The following is a 15,201-nucleotide window of genomic DNA, read 5'->3' on the forward strand; positions in this document are numbered from 1 at the left end:
GCTAGGCGTCGCTTTCTATCAGTGTCCCAGCGTTACGGGCTTTGACAAAGGTTAAGCGCAGATAAATCAAATTTATCAGGATGACGATGGCTGAGGCGAAAAATACCCAGCGCATCCCCAGAGCCGCCGACGTCGCTGCCCCCAGCAACGGTCCCGCCACATTACCAAGGTTCATAAACGACTGATTATAGCCAAACACCCGCCCAGAGACTGCGGGCGAGGAGTGACGCAACAGCAGTGACTGGATTGCCGGGAACATCGCGCCATCGGCAAATCCCAACAGAAAACGGAGTAGCGAAAACTGGGTAACGCTGCTGACCAGAGACATCAGGGTTAACAGCAGGATAAACATCACAAACGCCACACTGATAATCCGCTGCGGGCCGATACGGTCACCTAGGCGTCCCCAGATTGGGGCAGAGATCAACGCCGACATTCCCGGTAACGCGGCAATAAAGCCACTGATAAAGGCGATATTTTGGCTATCCGGCGACAAATGTTGCACATAGAGAAATAAGATTGGGTTAACCGAGCCGTTACACAGTTGTACGGCCAGGGTACAGAACAGTAGGCTGAGGATCACCGAGGCAGAAGGCACGCTTTTCCATACCGACAGGGATTTACGCTCGGCTTTTTTCTCTCGAGGCTGGTGGGGCTCTTCTTTGATGAGGAATATGGTCAACAGGGTAGTGATCACCAGCAGCACAGTGGTGACGTGAAACACTGGACGCATACCGACATGGTCCGCTAGATATCCCCCTAGTAGTGGCCCACCTAACAGTCCGCTGATTTGCGCAGTAGACAGAATGCTCAATGCCCAGCCACTTTTCCCTTTCGGAGCCTGTGCGGCGACCAGTGCCATCGCATTAGGAATATAACCGGAAGCTAACCCCATCACTCCCCTCAGCAGAAACAACTGCCAGACATTGGTCACCAGCCCTTGGCAGAAAATCGCAATTGCCATGCCCACTGCGGCACGGATCAACATCAACTTACGGCCACGGGTATCCGCCATCCGGCCCCACAATGGTGAAACAATCGCAGACACCAGGAAAGTGATACTGAAGGTCAGGCCTGACCAAAGGGTGAGATCAGAAGTAGAGTAATGGCCAAGCTGTGAAATATAGAGGGGCAGAAAAGGTAAAATCTGGCTGGTGCCGAGTCCGGTGATAAAACAGCCGAGCCACAGGGAAAACAGATTTTTTTTCCAGGAAATCATAAGGTCGGGTTCAGTTGAACAGATGGAAAAAAAAGTATACGTCAGCTTATCGGTGAATGGCAGAGTTTCTCGTCCACTCCTCGAAAAAGACACACGTCACTCTACGAATCTAGGTGACGTTGTCACTTATATAAGGGGGAGAGTCGCATCTTCAGCGGCGGCAGAGTAGATAAATAAATACTGGCGTGCCGAGTAACACGGCAATGACGCCAGCGGGTATCTCAAACGGCCATATGACAAGCCGTCCAAGGGTATCTGCTGCCAACATTAATAAAGCGCCAGCCACCACGGTGAGCGGCAGTGCAGTTTGTGGATGACGGACACCGACACCACGGATCAGTTGTGGTGCCAGCAAACCGATAAAACTCATCGGCCCCATCAATAGTGTGGCGCAGGCGCTGAGCATCGCGCAGAATAGTAGCAACAGCGCGGTTACCCTAGGTAGTGAAATGCCAAGTGAGGCGGCCACCTGTCGACCCAGCGGTAGAATGGTCAGCCAGCGGCTGAAGAACAGGGATAGCGGTAAGGCTATCACCAGCGCGACACAGCCACTGATCCCTTGCAGTGGGCGCGTTCCCCAGGCGGAACCAGATAACCAACTGATGATCCGACTGGCGTTCGGGGCACCACTCGCCAGTAATAGACTGATAATCGCCGCTGAAAGGGCGCTCAGGGCGGTGCCTGCCAATAATATCCGGGAGCTAGCCGCTCCGCGACTGAGGGAAAACAGCAGGATCACGATTAGGCTAACCATTGCCCCTGCCAGTGCGGCAGGAAACAACAGCGCAGGGCCGCTGAAGGGCAGAAACAGGAGTACCAGCACCACACCACAGGCGGCACCGCTATTGACTCCCAACACCTCCGGACTGGCCAATGGATTGCCGGTCAGGCGTTGCAGAATCGCTCCCCCGAGCGCCAATAAGCCGCCACAGGAAGCACTCAGTAAGGCACGAGGCCAGCGATAACCTTCACTGTCTGGCCAGCAAAATAGCCACCCCTGTGGCGTGCGTAATAAGCCGGGACTGAGCAAGGCCGCCAGCAGAAGCAGCAGTACCCACCACTGCCAGCCTGGCACTGCCCGTAAGCGTTGTCGGGACGACGCCAGCGGCGGCAGGTTGATAAAACGGGCGCGGGCAATAATTATCAGCATCAATGGAATACCGAGGATAGCACTGATATTCCCGGCTGTAAGGAGCATACCCGCCCGTTCCGCTAACAGTGATAACTGATCGCAACACAACAGGATCAGCGCACCAAAGGCTGCCACCCGTAGTAGATCGACCACAAAACGTTGCCGAGGAAATAATCGGCAAATTTGCGGGGCAAATAAGCCGATAAAGCCAATCAGTCCGGTCTGACTGATGGTCCATCCGGCCAGTAATGTCACCAGCAGTAATCCCCATAACCGTAGCTGCTGGCTACGTCCGCCAAGGCTGTTAACCACGTCATCGGACAAGCGCAGCAAATTCAGCCCTTTGGCCGACAACAGGATCAGCAGCAGCGCCAACCAGAGTCCGGGCAGCAGATTGCGGGCCACTGACCAGTCATTTTGCGCCAAGTTACCGCTGCTCCAAATGAACAGATTCTGTAACTGTTCATGGTGAAACAGGGTGAGACCTTGTTGCAGTGCCGAACAGAATAGACCGATCACCAGCCCACTGAGCAGTAGCGTCAACGGAGATAATTGCTGTCTCAGGCTAAGCAAAAAGATGATCAGCGCTGCTAGCAGTGCACCACCCAAGGATAACCCCTGTGTCAGCCAGAGTGTTCCACCGCTTAGGGTGGCTAATGTTAGACCCAGTTGTGCACCGGAAGCGATCCCCAAAGTCGCCGGTTCCGCCAGCGGGTTCTTCAGGAGTATCTGACAGAGCCAACCGGCGGCCCCTAGCGCCGCGCCCGCGAGCAACGCGACGGCGACCCGGGGCAAATAACTGTAGTGAAACAGTAACGCTCGTTGGGTCATCAGAGTCGCCGGTAACGGTGAATCACTACTCTGCGCTGGCAGGTAATAATGCAGGTTAATGCCGAGTAAGGTCAGGGCGGCTAACGGCAGCAAAAGCCATAGCAGCGTACGCACAGCGTTAGGCATTTTCTCTCCGTAACACATGGGCTAACTGTGTGGTAAAGCGTTGTGCTGACAGTAGGCTGCCATACATCCACACTGGCGGCAGAGTATAGCAGCGTTGTTGGCGGACAAACGGCATCTGCTGCCATAGCGGTGAATTTGCCAGACTCTGCAACAATTGAGGGTTATCGTGGCTGAACATCAGAGCCAGGTCCGTTTCGCAGGTCAGCAGCTGTTCGATACCAACAATCACGCTGCCCCATACCGAGGTCGCCCCCTGCCAAGCACAGTGTAAACCGCATTGCGTCAGCACTTCCCCGAATAGGCTGTCGGCAGTCAGCACCAATGCTTGGCGCGGTGTCAGCAGGGTGAACATCAATACCCGAGTCCCTTGCTGAGTGCGGAACTGTTGCTGAAAGCGGCTTTGCTGCAGATCATACCTGTGCAACCATTCCGCGGCCTGAGATTGACGTTGGAGCCGTTGTGCCAGAGCCAGGATATTGCGACGAGCCTGGGGCAGTGGTCCATTTCCTGGAGTGACAAATGGGTATTCCCAGAGTGGTGCAATCTTCTCTAGGCGGTCAGTCGGCAAGGCAGCCTGTTGTGGCAGGATCAGCAGATCCGGCTTAAGCCCCGCCAGCAGCTCTAGGTTAGGCTGCGAACGCAACCCCAACTCGGTCATCTGTGGCGATAACGGCGGCGCACTGACCCAGTCTTGGTAACCCTGTTTATCACTCACTGCTACGGGTGCCAGCCCGAGGGTAGCCAGCATTTCAACCGCCGCCCATTCCAGCGCCGCAACCCGGGGAGTGGCATTGATTGGCTCAGCATAGCTGGTAGGGAGATTGGCGGCGCCCAGCAGTAACGCGGAGGTCTTCAGAAACTGGCGCCGTGACAGCGCCAAGGGATTGAGAGGACTAACAAACATAGCTAATCAGCTCTCCGCTTTGTGGTTGGCGAAACACCCCCATGGGTACACCGTAGATCGACTCTAGGCGCTGGGGGGTCATCAAGGCCGCTCGGTCTCCCTGAAAAATGACCTCCCCTTGGCGTAAAGCGATAAATTCATCGCACACCCGCGCCGCCATATTGATGTCATGCAGCACCATAATGACCGTTAACTGATGGTGATCACTGAGTCGACGGATCACATTCAACACCTCTTTTTGATGGGCAATATCCAACGCTGAGGTAGGTTCGTCGAGCAGCAGACAATCACTAGCCTGCACCACACACATGGCAATCCATGCCCGTTGTCGTTCACCTCCTGACAAGGATTCCACCAAACGATCTGCATAATGGCTGAGATCGACACTGGCGATAGCCTGATCAATACGCAGCCGGTCAGCCTGCGAGCTTTTCCCCAAGGCTCCCTGCCAAGGGAAACGCCCCAGTGACACCAGTTCGCGTACAGTCATGCCTTCTGCAGCCGGTAACTGCTGTGGCAGACAAGCCACTTGGCGGGCAAAAGCTTTAGATCCCCAGTCCGCCAGCGGCTGCTGTTGCCAGAAAATATCGCCGCTACTGGCCTGATATTGGCGGCTAAGCAGCTTCATCAGCGTCGATTTGCCTGAGCCATTATGGCCAATCAGTCCGGTCACACGGTGTGGGGACAGGGATATGCTGAGTGGCTTTAAAATTTCCTGTTGATCGATCACCATGCGGACATTACGCAGCTCGAAGCCGGTACGTTTGCCGCTAGGTGCAGGGATCTCTGTATTTAACATTCTTTTTTCCGGCAATGAGTCAGCGGGCAGGAAGCACATTTTTCATAGCCTTCCAGCCGGTATAGCAGGCAGCAGTGGCGGCGTATCACTTGCTGCGGTTGAGTATGGGGTTGCGGTCGATAGGGGGCACACAGCGGATTGGTTTCTGCATCACGAAGGTGAGTAGCCGTCAGCAACTGTTGCACAGCGCTGCAGTCGGCCTGCTGTAATTCTGCCTGTTGCATACCTGCCCACAGACGCACCGCCGCATTGCTATAAAACACACGGCTATTCCCACCAGAAAGTTCCGCTAAGGTGTGGCACAGCGGCCGAATAAAGTCGTCGGTTAACCGCTGACAGTGCTGCCACTGTTGAGTGGCGCTGAACAGGTAGCATGGGGTACCGCGCTGCAACCATTGTTCGGGCAGTCCACGATCATTAAGCAAGATCTGCCCTGAAAAATCCCATAATGGTAGTGATTCACGTTCTCTACACAGACGCTTGGCCCAGTCGGTAAGGGTGATGGCAAAAATCCAGTGTGACCATAGGGAGAGCCAAGGCAGGCGCTGAACAGGTAGGGCATTCTGCAGCCCAGCAGGCAGCAACGCGTCGTAAAAGACTGGGTCCAGTAAGCGCTGTGCAGCGACCTGGCGGGGCAGGTCATAGTCACCGGGTAATGTCTGCATGGGGATCGATCCAAGCCGTGAATAACTATATAGTAATAATAATGCAAATGATAAACAGTTGCATTATTATATTTGCTAATTTCGGGGTGCCTGCGAGACCGCGCGAGGCGGGGCGGGCAAAACAGATAACAATAAGTGCAGGTTTTAATGAAACGAACAAGTCATACGTTCTATCCGGCCGGGGTGACTCCCTTGGTATTGCTGGCAGTTTTACCCTTCACTCCACACATCGCCGTGGCGGCTAGCGATAGCACCCAACAAGACAACACTCTGGTGGTTACCGGCCAGCGAGTCAGCGACCAAACTAATAACGGTCAGGACCCTATCCCCGCATTTCTTGATGGTGATATCGCCAATGGTGGCCGCCTCGGGGTGCTGGGTGAACAGAAAGCGATGGATGTGCCTTTTAGCGTGGTGGGCTATACTGAAAAACTGATTCAAAGCCAGCAGGCGCGGACTTTACAAGATGTAGTGAAAAATGATGCCTCGGTACAGAATGTGCGCGGTTACGGCAACTTTTCCCAAGGTTTTCGCATCCGTGGCTTTGATCTCTACGGTGATGATATCTCCTTTAACGGGCTGTATGGCATCTTACCTCGCCAGATCCTGCCGCTGGAAGGGGTATCGCGTATTGAGATCCTCAAAGGCTCTAGCGCCTTTCTCAACGGCGTACCGGCTGCGGGCACCGGTGTCGGCGGAAACATTAATATCGAATCAAAACATGCCCAGTCATTACCCACCCGTAATGTTACCGTTGATTACAGTTCGCGTAGCCAACCTGGGGTGAGTGCAGATATCGGTCAGCGTTTTGGCGATAATGACCAGTTCGGGGTGCGGGCCAATGTAGTCCATCGTGAAGGGGGGACAGCGATCAATCATCAGAAAGAGCGCACCAGTGCTGCCTTCCTCGGTTTGGACTACCATGGTGATAAACTGGACAGCTCATTGGACCTCGGTTACGTTGAGTCCACTATTCATAATGGCCGGGTAGGGATCACCCTCGACAGCGGATTAGATGGCATTCCAGCAGTCCCGGATAACCGTACCAATTATGCCCAGCGCTGGAATTCGGCGGATCTGTCTACCCGCTATGCAATGCTAAAAAATGACTATCATCTGACCCCAGACTGGGTGCTGTACAGTGCCATTGGTGCGAGTCATACCAATGAGTGGTCAGTAAGCGGTACGCCAAAAGTCACCAGTTTAGACGGTGATTCGAAAATCAGTCGTATGGACACCCATTACACTTCAGATACGGTCAGCGGCATGGCTGGTCTACGGGGTAAATTCCATACCGGCGCGGTAAGCCATCAGATAAACGTGGGGTACTCGGGTATCTATAACCGTGCCGCCAGTGCCTACACTATGACCGGTACCGTTGACGGCCCTAATATTTATCATCCGTCCGACGTGACGCCAGGTGAGATGATTTACAGCGGCGGGAATATGAGTGCCCCCTCGGTGCGCAGCCGCACCACCAATAATGGCATCTCTCTGTCCGATACTTTTGGAGTACTGGACGATCAACTGCTGTTTACCGCCGGAGCACGTTACCAAACCCTACGTATCCGCAACTACGAGTACACCGGTGCTGAAGACCCGAACGGTGCTTTCGATGCCCACCGCTGGTCGCCGGTATATGGCGTAGTGTGGAAGGCGAAGGACTGGCTATCGGTGTATGCCAACCATATTGAAGGTCTGCAGGCCGCTGATGCAGCACCGTTTAATGCCACCAATGCTGGTAAAATTGTCGGTATTAGCCGCACTCGGCAGAATGAAGTTGGCCTGAAAGTGGAGAGGAACACCTACGGTGGCAGCTTGGCACTGTTTGATATGCGCAAACAGGCGGCGTTTATCGATACCGATGGTGTTTATCGCCTGAATGGCGAGCAGCGTAATCAGGGCGTGGAGCTGAACCTGTTTGGCGAACCGGTGCTAGGCTGGCGGGTAAATGCCGGGACCACGTGGCTGAAGCCGGTGATCAGCAATAACAGTTCTACCTCAAACGGTAAAGATGCCGTCGGTGTGCCGCGCAATCAATGGACGTTGGGTACCGAATGGGACGTGCCGCATTTACAGGGTGTCACCTTATCTGGCACCTTAGTGCACACCAGCCAGCAGTATGCCAACAGCAGTAATAGCTTGAAACTGCCCGCTTGGACCCGCCTGGATCTTGGGGTTCAGTACCAGATGCCGTGGAAAGAGAATCAGATCACCTGGCGCGCGGGCATTGAGAATGTGACCGATGCCAAATATTGGCAGACCATCGGTAAAGATAGTGGTTATCTGACCCAGGGTGATCCGCGCACCCTGCGGCTGTCAATGACCGTCGGTTTCTGACACTGATGTTTTTTTATGATCCCGCCGCGTGCGGCGGGCTTTCCGGTGATCTGTTATGTCCTTACTGACCTCCATCTTGCGACAGCACCTGTGGGCGCTGTGCGGCATTATTCTGCTTAACCTACTCAGCGCTTGCTTGGGTATTTTCACCATCGCTTTTATCAATCGAATGCTGATGCACAGTGCCCCTTGGTGGCAGCAGGGCGGCGCCCTCATCGGGCTGCTACTGCTGTTACTGGCAGTCACCCTCGGGGCACAATGGACGCTGACGACCCTCGGCCACCATTTTATCTGGCGTAAACGCAGCCGGATGATAGTGCAGATGATGGAAACGCCGCTCCAAACGCTTGAACAGCAGGGCAACGGTGAGTTATTAGCACTGCTGGGCGCCGATATTCGTACTATCACCTTGGCCTTTGTCCGATTGCCGGAGCTGATACAAGGGGTGATCCTCGGCCTAGTGGCCATCGTGTGGCTCGGTTATTTGTCGTTATCGGTACTGGTGCTGGTGATAGTGTGGATGGCGGTGACCTTTTACCTCGGTTATCGGATGGTCAACCGGGTCTATCTGCATATCCGGCAAGTCCGAGAGTATGAAAGCCGTCTGCAGGCGGTCTTCCAGGTAGTGATCCACGGCAAGAAGGAGCTGGCGCTTAATCCGCAGCGAGCCCGTCATTTCTATCAGCATGATTACCAGCAGGCTGAGCAGGGCTATCGTCAACATCTGATCCGCGCCGACAGTTATCATTTGTCGGCGACCCACTGGTCAAATATTATGATCCTAGGGCTGACCGGCGTGATTTTTCTGACTGCTCAGCCATTGCAGTGGATCACCTCGGCCACTGCAACCTCATTTGCCCTGACGGTATTATTTCTCCGCTCGCCGTTGCTGCAAGCGATTGGCGCCTGGCCAACCTTACTCAGTGGCGAACTGGCATTCACCAAAATCAATGCACTGTTCCCGGAACGACAGCAGCCCTCTGGACCCGCGCCAACATCATTGCCTACAGACTGGCAGAATTTACGCTGGGAGGGGCTCAGTTGGCACTATCCAGACAGTGATTTCCGTCTCGGCCCGGTGAACCTACAGCTACAGCGCGGAGAAATCCTGTTTATTATTGGTGCTAACGGCTCCGGAAAATCAACACTCAGCTTGATGCTATCCGGCTTGTATAGTCCGCCAAATGCCGCGGTCAGACTTGATGGACAACCCCTTAGTCCACCACAGTTGCGTTCACTGTTTTCGGTAGTCTTTACCCGGCCATGGCTGTTCAGCACGTTGTTTGTCGAACCACAGCCTGGCGATTCCGCGTTGGCTCAGCAATGGCTCGAAAAGCTGCAACTAAGCGACAAAATCAGTGATATCTCGGCGATCCCCACAGAGTCGCTGTCCCAGGGGCAAAAGAAACGGGTGGCACTGTTACTGGCACTGGCGGAGAAGCGCGATATTCTGTTTCTTGATGAGTGGGCTGCAGAGCAGGACCCGCAGTTTAGGCGCTATTTCTACCGGCATCTGCTGCCGTGGTTACGCGAGCAAGGTAAAACGTTAATCATCATCAGCCATGATGATGATTATTTTGACCAAGCGGACCGTGTGCTGCAGATGTCTGAGGGCCAGCTTCGAGAGCTGACCGGGGCTGATCGCCAAGCTGCCAGCCGGGAAGCCATTGCTCGACTATAAGGCCAAGTGCAGGTGGGTGATACACCTAAATGGTAACAGGGCTGCCAGTGGCAGCCCTTGTGCTTTCAGTCTTAACGTGGCTGTTTACGACGGCGGCGGAACAATAGCCCGGCAATCAACAGGACAATGATCACCCCAACGACAACCATACCGCCTTGGGCGAGATTTAGCAGCGGCGAAGGAGTACCACCTTCACGCAGTTGCTTAACCCGTTCTGCGGTAGTCTGTACCCCAGCATCGCCATAAGTTTTGAACAGATAGTTAACCAGATCAGCAATTTGTTGATCATTCATCGCACTGTGGAAAGCAGGCATTGCTTGACCTTGTGTCGGGGTCAGCCCCTGCAATACCGCCATCACCGCGTTATCAGCCACCGGTCGGTGCAGTGCCGCATTATTCCATAACGCGGGCAAGTCATTACGCCCTTGTCCATCAGGTTGGTGGCAGGTCGAACAGTGGGAGTCATACAGTTGCTGACCCTGAGGTGCACTGCCATTCATCAGACCAACATCGGAGAAACGGGGCGCTGAGGCGGGCACGTTACCCGGTGCGGCACCGGCGGACTGTGGTTTAACACTACGGATATAGGTCACGATCGCCTGAATATCCGCCGGCGTCAGTTTACTGAAACTCTTATCGATAGCTTCCAGCATTGGTCCGCCCGCTTGCGACCCGGTCGGTGAACGTCCGGTGGACAGATAAGTGGCCAGGTCATCTGCTGACCAATGGCCGATACCGGCGTGCGGATCAGGGGTAATGTTCGGTGCATACCAAGTCCCGAGGGAAGCTCCTGCCAGCGCATCGGAGGACTTTTCTGCCATCAGGGCATTACGTGGTGTGTGGCAAGTCGAACAGTGGGCCAACCCCTGCACCAAGTAAGCGCCGCGGTTCCATTGTGCCGATTGCGACGGATCATTTGCATAAGGTTTGTCACCGGCGAAAATCATGTTCCAGCCGGCCATCGACATACGGATATTGAACGGGAAAGGCAGCGAGGTTGCCGGAGCACGGCTATCCACCGGCGTGACACCGTGCATAAAGTAGGCGTACAGCGCCTGCATATCTTCATCGCTGATGCGCGCATAGCTGGTATACGGCATGGCCGGATAGAGATTAGCCCCGTCGCGGCGTACACCTTGACGGACGGCTTTCTCAAATTCTGCCAACGAATAATCACCGATACCGTCTTGGTGAGACGGGGTAATGTTAGTGGAATAGATCTGGCCAATAGGAGTACTGATCGCCAGACCACCGGCAAAGGGTTTGCCCCCTGGTGCGGTGTGACAGGCGGCGCAGTCACCGGCTACGGCTAAGTATTGACCTTTCTGGATCAGTGTCTGACCACTGTTGTCAGCAGCCAAAGCACTATTGCCCAGCAGCATTGCCGTCAGGGCAGCGCCGGCACTCAGTGAAAGTAACTTTTTCATTCCGGCTCCCTTAAATTTTACCAAGAATGGCATCAGCGGTACGTAATCCCAACGCACAGGCGGTCAGGGTCGAGTTGGCGGTGGCGACCGTCGGCATGACACCGGTAGAAACCATATACAGGTTGTCATATTCCCAGGCTTTGCCCACATGGTCGGTCACCGAAGTTTTCTCATCGTGGCCCATGGCCAGGGTGCCGGTGATATGCTGGTTATTACTGTAGACCCCCGGTGTCGAATAACGGACATCACTTGCGCCCAGCATGCTGGCGATATCGGCATAGACGGCCAGTGAATGCTGCATCCCTTTCTGCACATAATCATCAAACGAATAGGAGAATGCCGGTACCGGTAGACCGAGGGCATCTTTTTTACGGGTGCTGAGCATGGTGCGGTTATTCGGGTCCGGCAATTGTTCCAGTACGTTTTTGATACTGAGAGTGTGTGAGGCCCGATAGACAATGGCACTGTCGAGATCAGCCCCAGTCAGGCCGTCATTGATCGCACTGCTGGCGGCACTACTGACCTGTGAGGAGTTGGAAATATCGATACGAAACGCCGCAGATTCTGACCGGAAGGCCCCATCACGCAACTGCTGAATGGAGGACGGGCTCATTGGTCCGCGCCCTGGCCATAAGGGTTCATCCACATAGAAGGTCGCGGAATTAGATGGGTGATCCATCAAATGACGCCCCAGTTGGTCATAGTTGTTGCATAGTCCATGCGGGTTCTTATCATCCGCTGACAACATCAAAATACGCGGTGTTTCGATAGCGTTAGCCGCCATCACAAACACCTCGGCTTCCACACGGTGAGAGACTTTATCCCAGTCATAATAGTGCAGGGCGGTAATTTTCCCTTTGCCATTGTGCTCGAGTTTATATACCACGGCTTTGGGGATCAGTTTTACCCCCGCTTGTTCTGCCGCAGTGGCGGCGATCCCGCCGTGATATTGGGCATCAATCGGGCAGATCGGCATACAGTTGTTGTTACCACAGCATTGCGGACGGCCATCATAGGGCAGGGAGTTACGTCCAGTGGTATTGGTTAATACCTCATATTTCGGTGCCAGACGGGCCGTTACCCGTTGTTCTAGGTAAGACTGAGTCACCGGCGGCAGTGGATAGGGCTGAGTACGAGGCGAATATTTAGCCATTGCTGGCGGTCCAGATACTCCCCATAGCAGTTCGGCCTCGTAGTAGTAGGGTTCCAGATCCTGATAACTGATCGGCCAGTCACGGCCCACCCCGTACTGCGATTTCAACCGAAAATCGTTAGGCAGCAGTCGCCAAGCTTGGGCAGCCCAGTGCCAACTGGTGCCACCCACCACCCGCAAATATTCGGGTTTATACGCCTCTGGACCGGTCTGGTCTAAATAGCCATTATCCTCCGGCTTGTAGTCAGGAAAAGGGGCAATTTTAGAATTAGGGTAAGGGGCAATAAAGTCACTTTTACGTGCAGAGTGACGGAAGTTGGTCACAATCTGGTCACGCTCAATACGCGGACCGGCTTCCAGCATTAATACCTGACGTCCGGCCAGTGCCAGTTTACGGGCGGTCAAAGAACCGACCACTCCGGAACCAATCACAACCACGTCGGTGGAAATTGTCTCAGACATAGCTCACATCTCTTAGAGTAATTAAATAGGGGCTGCTGCTTACTTACTGTGGCTTCGCAGACCAACTGCCATACGCACCGAAGGCATAGGTCGGTGGGTTTAACACCGATGACACCTCGCGGTTAGCCAGGGCATCGTAATAGGCGACACAAATCGCCTGATCACCACTCCCGGCAACCCCTAAATACCAACCGGTGAGGATCAGTGACGGCAGTCCGCTGAGATCGGATAGGGAGCTGTCAGCGGCTAATCGAGATTTAATCTGTGCCGCCGGAACGGAGTGATCGCTGATCCACTGACTCAGTCGCGCCACTTTCTGCGGAAATTGGCCGTCGATTTTAGTGAAAGCCGCATGCAGTGCTTGGCTAAAATCGGACGGTAACTGGCTACGCCCGGTCAGCAGGGAGGACAGTGCTTGAAAGGTTTGGTTTGCCGGTGTTTCAGCAAAAGCAGGCAAAATGCCGGAGGGTAACAGGGTCGTGGCAGCCAGTGCTCCCATGCCCTGCAGCATGCGTCTGCGTGACAGGTTAAAGAAAATATCAATCATACAGATATCCTGGAGTTTTTGTTTTGATGATAATTGATAAATACAGCTTACTGTTTTTTTGCTGTAGGACAGCCTTCAAAATAGGGAAGCTGAATGATCACAAGGGTTATTATAAGCCGTATTATTGGCTCAATAGCGGCTAGTGATTACTGTGATCGTAAGGTAAGCGGGCCAGACGAGAGCGATTCTCAGTTGGAGTGTAATCGTTTACACAGCTGTAATGAGGGCAATTAGCATTTAGTTATCCAAAATCATAGGCTTGTAGCAAAATCCTCAGCATTCACTCACCATGGGACGTTGCGGGAGGAGCACGGGAAAATCTGCCAATAAGTTGTAACAAAGTATAGAAACACCTCAACAAAAACCAACATTTTGCTTACAAGCCTTCGTGTGGCCGCCAAGCGTAAACCGTTTGTTGGCGGATCGCACTGCCAACATAAAGGCTAAAAAAAGGACAGTTAATTAAGTTAAATTAATGTCTTTAGGCTGTGCAGGGTCTGTGTTTACATTTTCTGTTAGCCTTTTCACTCCAGCCTGATATGCTCGAAAAACCAGTGATCACTGAACAGCGAGTCCCTTATGTTTGATTATGTCATTCCGGAAATCCGAGAAAACGAACAACAGATGATTGCCTTGCGACGCCATCTGCACGCCAATCCGGAATTGAGCCTCGAAGAGTTTGAAACCAGTGCGCTGGTGGCCGAAAAGCTGATCGAATGGGGCTATCAGGTGACCCGTGACCTTGGTAAAACTGGGCTGGTGGGCACCCTCAAAAAGGGGGATTCCCCGAAAGCTATCGGCCTGCGGGCAGACATGGATGCACTGCCGATCCTTGAAGAAACAGGCTTGAGTTATCAGAGTCGAGTAGCCGGTAAAATGCATGCTTGTGGCCATGACGGTCATACCACCATATTATTGTCTGCCGCTCGTTACCTTGCATCTGATGCCTGCCAGTTTAACGGTACTGTGCATCTCATTTTTCAGCCTGCCGAGGAGGCGATCGGTGGGGCAGAACTGATGATCAAAGACGGGCTGTTTGAGCGCTTTCCCTGTGACGCGGTCTACGCCCTGCACAACAAACCGGGTTTACCGGCCGGCAAGTTCGGTTTTTATGCCGGTCATTTTATGGCCTCGGCTGATACCGTAAAAATCACCGTAAAAGGTAAGGGCGGTCATGGCGCACATCCGTACAATACGGTCGACCCGATTATCGCGGCCTCGGCACTGGTTATGTCGCTACAGAGCATCGTTTCGCGCAATGTGCGCCCTGGGGAGGTGGCGGTAGTGACCGTCGGGACTTTCCATGCCGGTTTTGCCTCCAATGTGATCCCAGAGACCGCAGTAATGGAATTGACCGTGCGGGCTATGAAACCGGAAGTGCGGGATCTCCTGATCCAGCGTATCCATGAAATTAGCCAACAAACTGCCGAAGCCTACGGTGCTAGCGCCAGCTTGGAAGTCTACGAATCCTATCCGGTATTGACCAACAGTGAAAAGCAGACTGCGGAGGCGAAAGCCCTGGCGATTAAACTGTTTGGCCGCGATGCCGTGGAGGACAACATCCAGCCATCGAACGGTAGCGAAGATTTTGCCTTTATGCTGGAGAAGACGCCCGGTACGTATTTTCTACTGGGTAATGACGGGGAGGGTAAGCAGGGCTGCTCATTGCATAATCCTGGCTATGATTTCAACGATGCTATTATCTCCGCCGGTGCCAGTTTCTTTGTCAGACTGGTGGAAAACCACTGTCGTTAACGGCGACCTTAATATCTCTTCAACGCCCAGTCGATGACTGGGCGTTTTTTGCCTTTAGTACCTGACTAGTCCTGGTATAGATTGACAGCTTTCTGTCTGTAAAACGCCTGATGAACTTCATCGGGCGTTTTGTATTTTAAGGATTGATGTGGCCTCTCAT

11 protein-coding genes are annotated in these 15,201 nt (G+C 53.7%); 3 read left to right on the forward strand and 8 right to left on the reverse strand.

The window, feature by feature from the left end; all coding sequences use genetic code 11:
- Position 1: 1 nt before the first annotated feature.
- The 5 genes from DW47_RS0108080 to fhuF form a co-directional block, all read right to left on the reverse strand.
- Entirely contained in the window at positions 2-1,219 is a 1,218-nt protein-coding gene (locus DW47_RS0108080; RefSeq protein ID WP_029685895.1) for a multidrug efflux MFS transporter, read from the reverse strand.
- 151 nt (positions 1,220-1,370) lie between these two features.
- Positions 1,371-3,308: an iron ABC transporter permease gene (locus DW47_RS0108085; protein WP_029685896.1), complete on the reverse strand. Its 1,938-nt coding sequence runs from the start codon at positions 3,306-3,308 to the stop codon at positions 1,371-1,373.
- Entirely contained in the window at positions 3,301-4,212 is a 912-nt protein-coding gene (gene fhuD, locus DW47_RS0108090) for a Fe(3+)-hydroxamate ABC transporter substrate-binding protein FhuD (RefSeq protein WP_051150872.1), read from the reverse strand. Before fhuD ends, DW47_RS0108085 begins: the two co-directional genes overlap by 8 nt.
- Positions 4,202-5,011: an ATP-binding cassette domain-containing protein gene (locus DW47_RS0108095; RefSeq protein WP_051150873.1), complete on the reverse strand. Its 810-nt coding sequence runs from the start codon at positions 5,009-5,011 to the stop codon at positions 4,202-4,204. The genes fhuD and DW47_RS0108095 overlap by 11 nt, the downstream gene beginning before the upstream one ends.
- Complete coding sequence (gene fhuF / locus DW47_RS0108100) at positions 5,005-5,676, reverse strand: siderophore-iron reductase FhuF (RefSeq protein WP_029685899.1); 672 nt, start codon at positions 5,674-5,676, stop codon at positions 5,005-5,007. Before fhuF ends, DW47_RS0108095 begins: the two co-directional genes overlap by 7 nt.
- A gap of 147 nt (positions 5,677-5,823) precedes the next feature.
- Between fhuF and DW47_RS0108105 the strand changes: the two genes are divergently transcribed.
- The gene (locus DW47_RS0108105) at positions 5,824-8,016 is read left to right on the forward strand and encodes a TonB-dependent receptor (protein WP_029685900.1); all 2,193 of its coding nucleotides are present in this window, start codon (positions 5,824-5,826) and stop codon (positions 8,014-8,016) included.
- A 55-nt stretch (positions 8,017-8,071) separates the two neighbouring features.
- The gene (locus tag DW47_RS0108110; RefSeq protein WP_029685901.1) at positions 8,072-9,697 is read left to right on the forward strand and encodes a multidrug ABC transporter permease/ATP-binding protein; all 1,626 of its coding nucleotides are present in this window, start codon (positions 8,072-8,074) and stop codon (positions 9,695-9,697) included.
- A 71-nt stretch (positions 9,698-9,768) separates the two neighbouring features.
- Here DW47_RS0108110 and DW47_RS0108115 read toward each other — a convergent pair whose 3' ends face one another.
- The 3 genes from DW47_RS0108115 to DW47_RS0108125 are packed head-to-tail and all read right to left on the reverse strand — an operon-like array spanning position 9,769 to position 13,286.
- Positions 9,769-11,124 carry a c-type cytochrome gene (locus DW47_RS0108115; protein WP_029685902.1) on the reverse strand — a complete coding sequence of 452 codons (1,356 nt, stop codon included), beginning with the start codon at positions 11,122-11,124 and terminating at the stop codon, positions 9,769-9,771.
- Between the two features lie 10 nt (positions 11,125-11,134).
- Entirely contained in the window at positions 11,135-12,739 is a 1,605-nt protein-coding gene (locus tag DW47_RS0108120) for a GMC family oxidoreductase (RefSeq protein ID WP_029685903.1), read from the reverse strand.
- Between the two features lie 43 nt (positions 12,740-12,782).
- Positions 12,783-13,286, reverse strand: a complete 504-nt coding sequence (locus DW47_RS0108125) for a sugar dehydrogenase complex small subunit (protein ID WP_029685904.1) — start codon at positions 13,284-13,286, stop codon at positions 12,783-12,785.
- Between the two features lie 579 nt (positions 13,287-13,865).
- Here DW47_RS0108125 and DW47_RS0108130 point away from each other — a divergent pair.
- Complete coding sequence (locus DW47_RS0108130) at positions 13,866-15,041, forward strand: M20 aminoacylase family protein (RefSeq protein WP_029685905.1); 1,176 nt, start codon at positions 13,866-13,868, stop codon at positions 15,039-15,041.
- The last annotated feature ends 160 nt before the right edge of the window (positions 15,042-15,201 follow it).

The sequence above is a fragment of the Tatumella saanichensis genome (assembly GCF_000439375.1).
GTDB lineage: Bacteria > Pseudomonadota > Gammaproteobacteria > Enterobacterales > Enterobacteriaceae > Tatumella > Tatumella saanichensis.

Coding starts and splice junctions, on each gene's coding strand:
- DW47_RS0108130 (WP_029685905.1), top strand. CDS start 13,866: ATGTTTGATTATGTCATTCCGGAAATCCGAGAAAACGAACAACAGATG.
- DW47_RS0108085 (WP_029685896.1), bottom strand. CDS start 3,308: ATGCCTAACGCTGTGCGTACGCTGCTATGGCTTTTGCTGCCGTTAGCC.
- DW47_RS0108125 (WP_029685904.1), bottom strand. CDS start 13,286: ATGATTGATATTTTCTTTAACCTGTCACGCAGACGCATGCTGCAGGGC.
- DW47_RS0108095 (WP_051150873.1), bottom strand. CDS start 5,011: ATGTTAAATACAGAGATCCCTGCACCTAGCGGCAAACGTACCGGCTTC.
- DW47_RS0108115 (WP_029685902.1), bottom strand. CDS start 11,124: ATGAAAAAGTTACTTTCACTGAGTGCCGGCGCTGCCCTGACGGCAATG.
- DW47_RS0108120 (WP_029685903.1), bottom strand. CDS start 12,739: ATGTCTGAGACAATTTCCACCGACGTGGTTGTGATTGGTTCCGGAGTG.
- DW47_RS0108105 (WP_029685900.1), top strand. CDS start 5,824: ATGAAACGAACAAGTCATACGTTCTATCCGGCCGGGGTGACTCCCTTG.
- DW47_RS0108110 (WP_029685901.1), top strand. CDS start 8,072: ATGTCCTTACTGACCTCCATCTTGCGACAGCACCTGTGGGCGCTGTGC.
- fhuF (WP_029685899.1), bottom strand. CDS start 5,676: ATGCAGACATTACCCGGTGACTATGACCTGCCCCGCCAGGTCGCTGCA.
- DW47_RS0108080 (WP_029685895.1), bottom strand. CDS start 1,219: ATGATTTCCTGGAAAAAAAATCTGTTTTCCCTGTGGCTCGGCTGTTTT.
- fhuD (WP_051150872.1), bottom strand. CDS start 4,212: ATGTTTGTTAGTCCTCTCAATCCCTTGGCGCTGTCACGGCGCCAGTTT.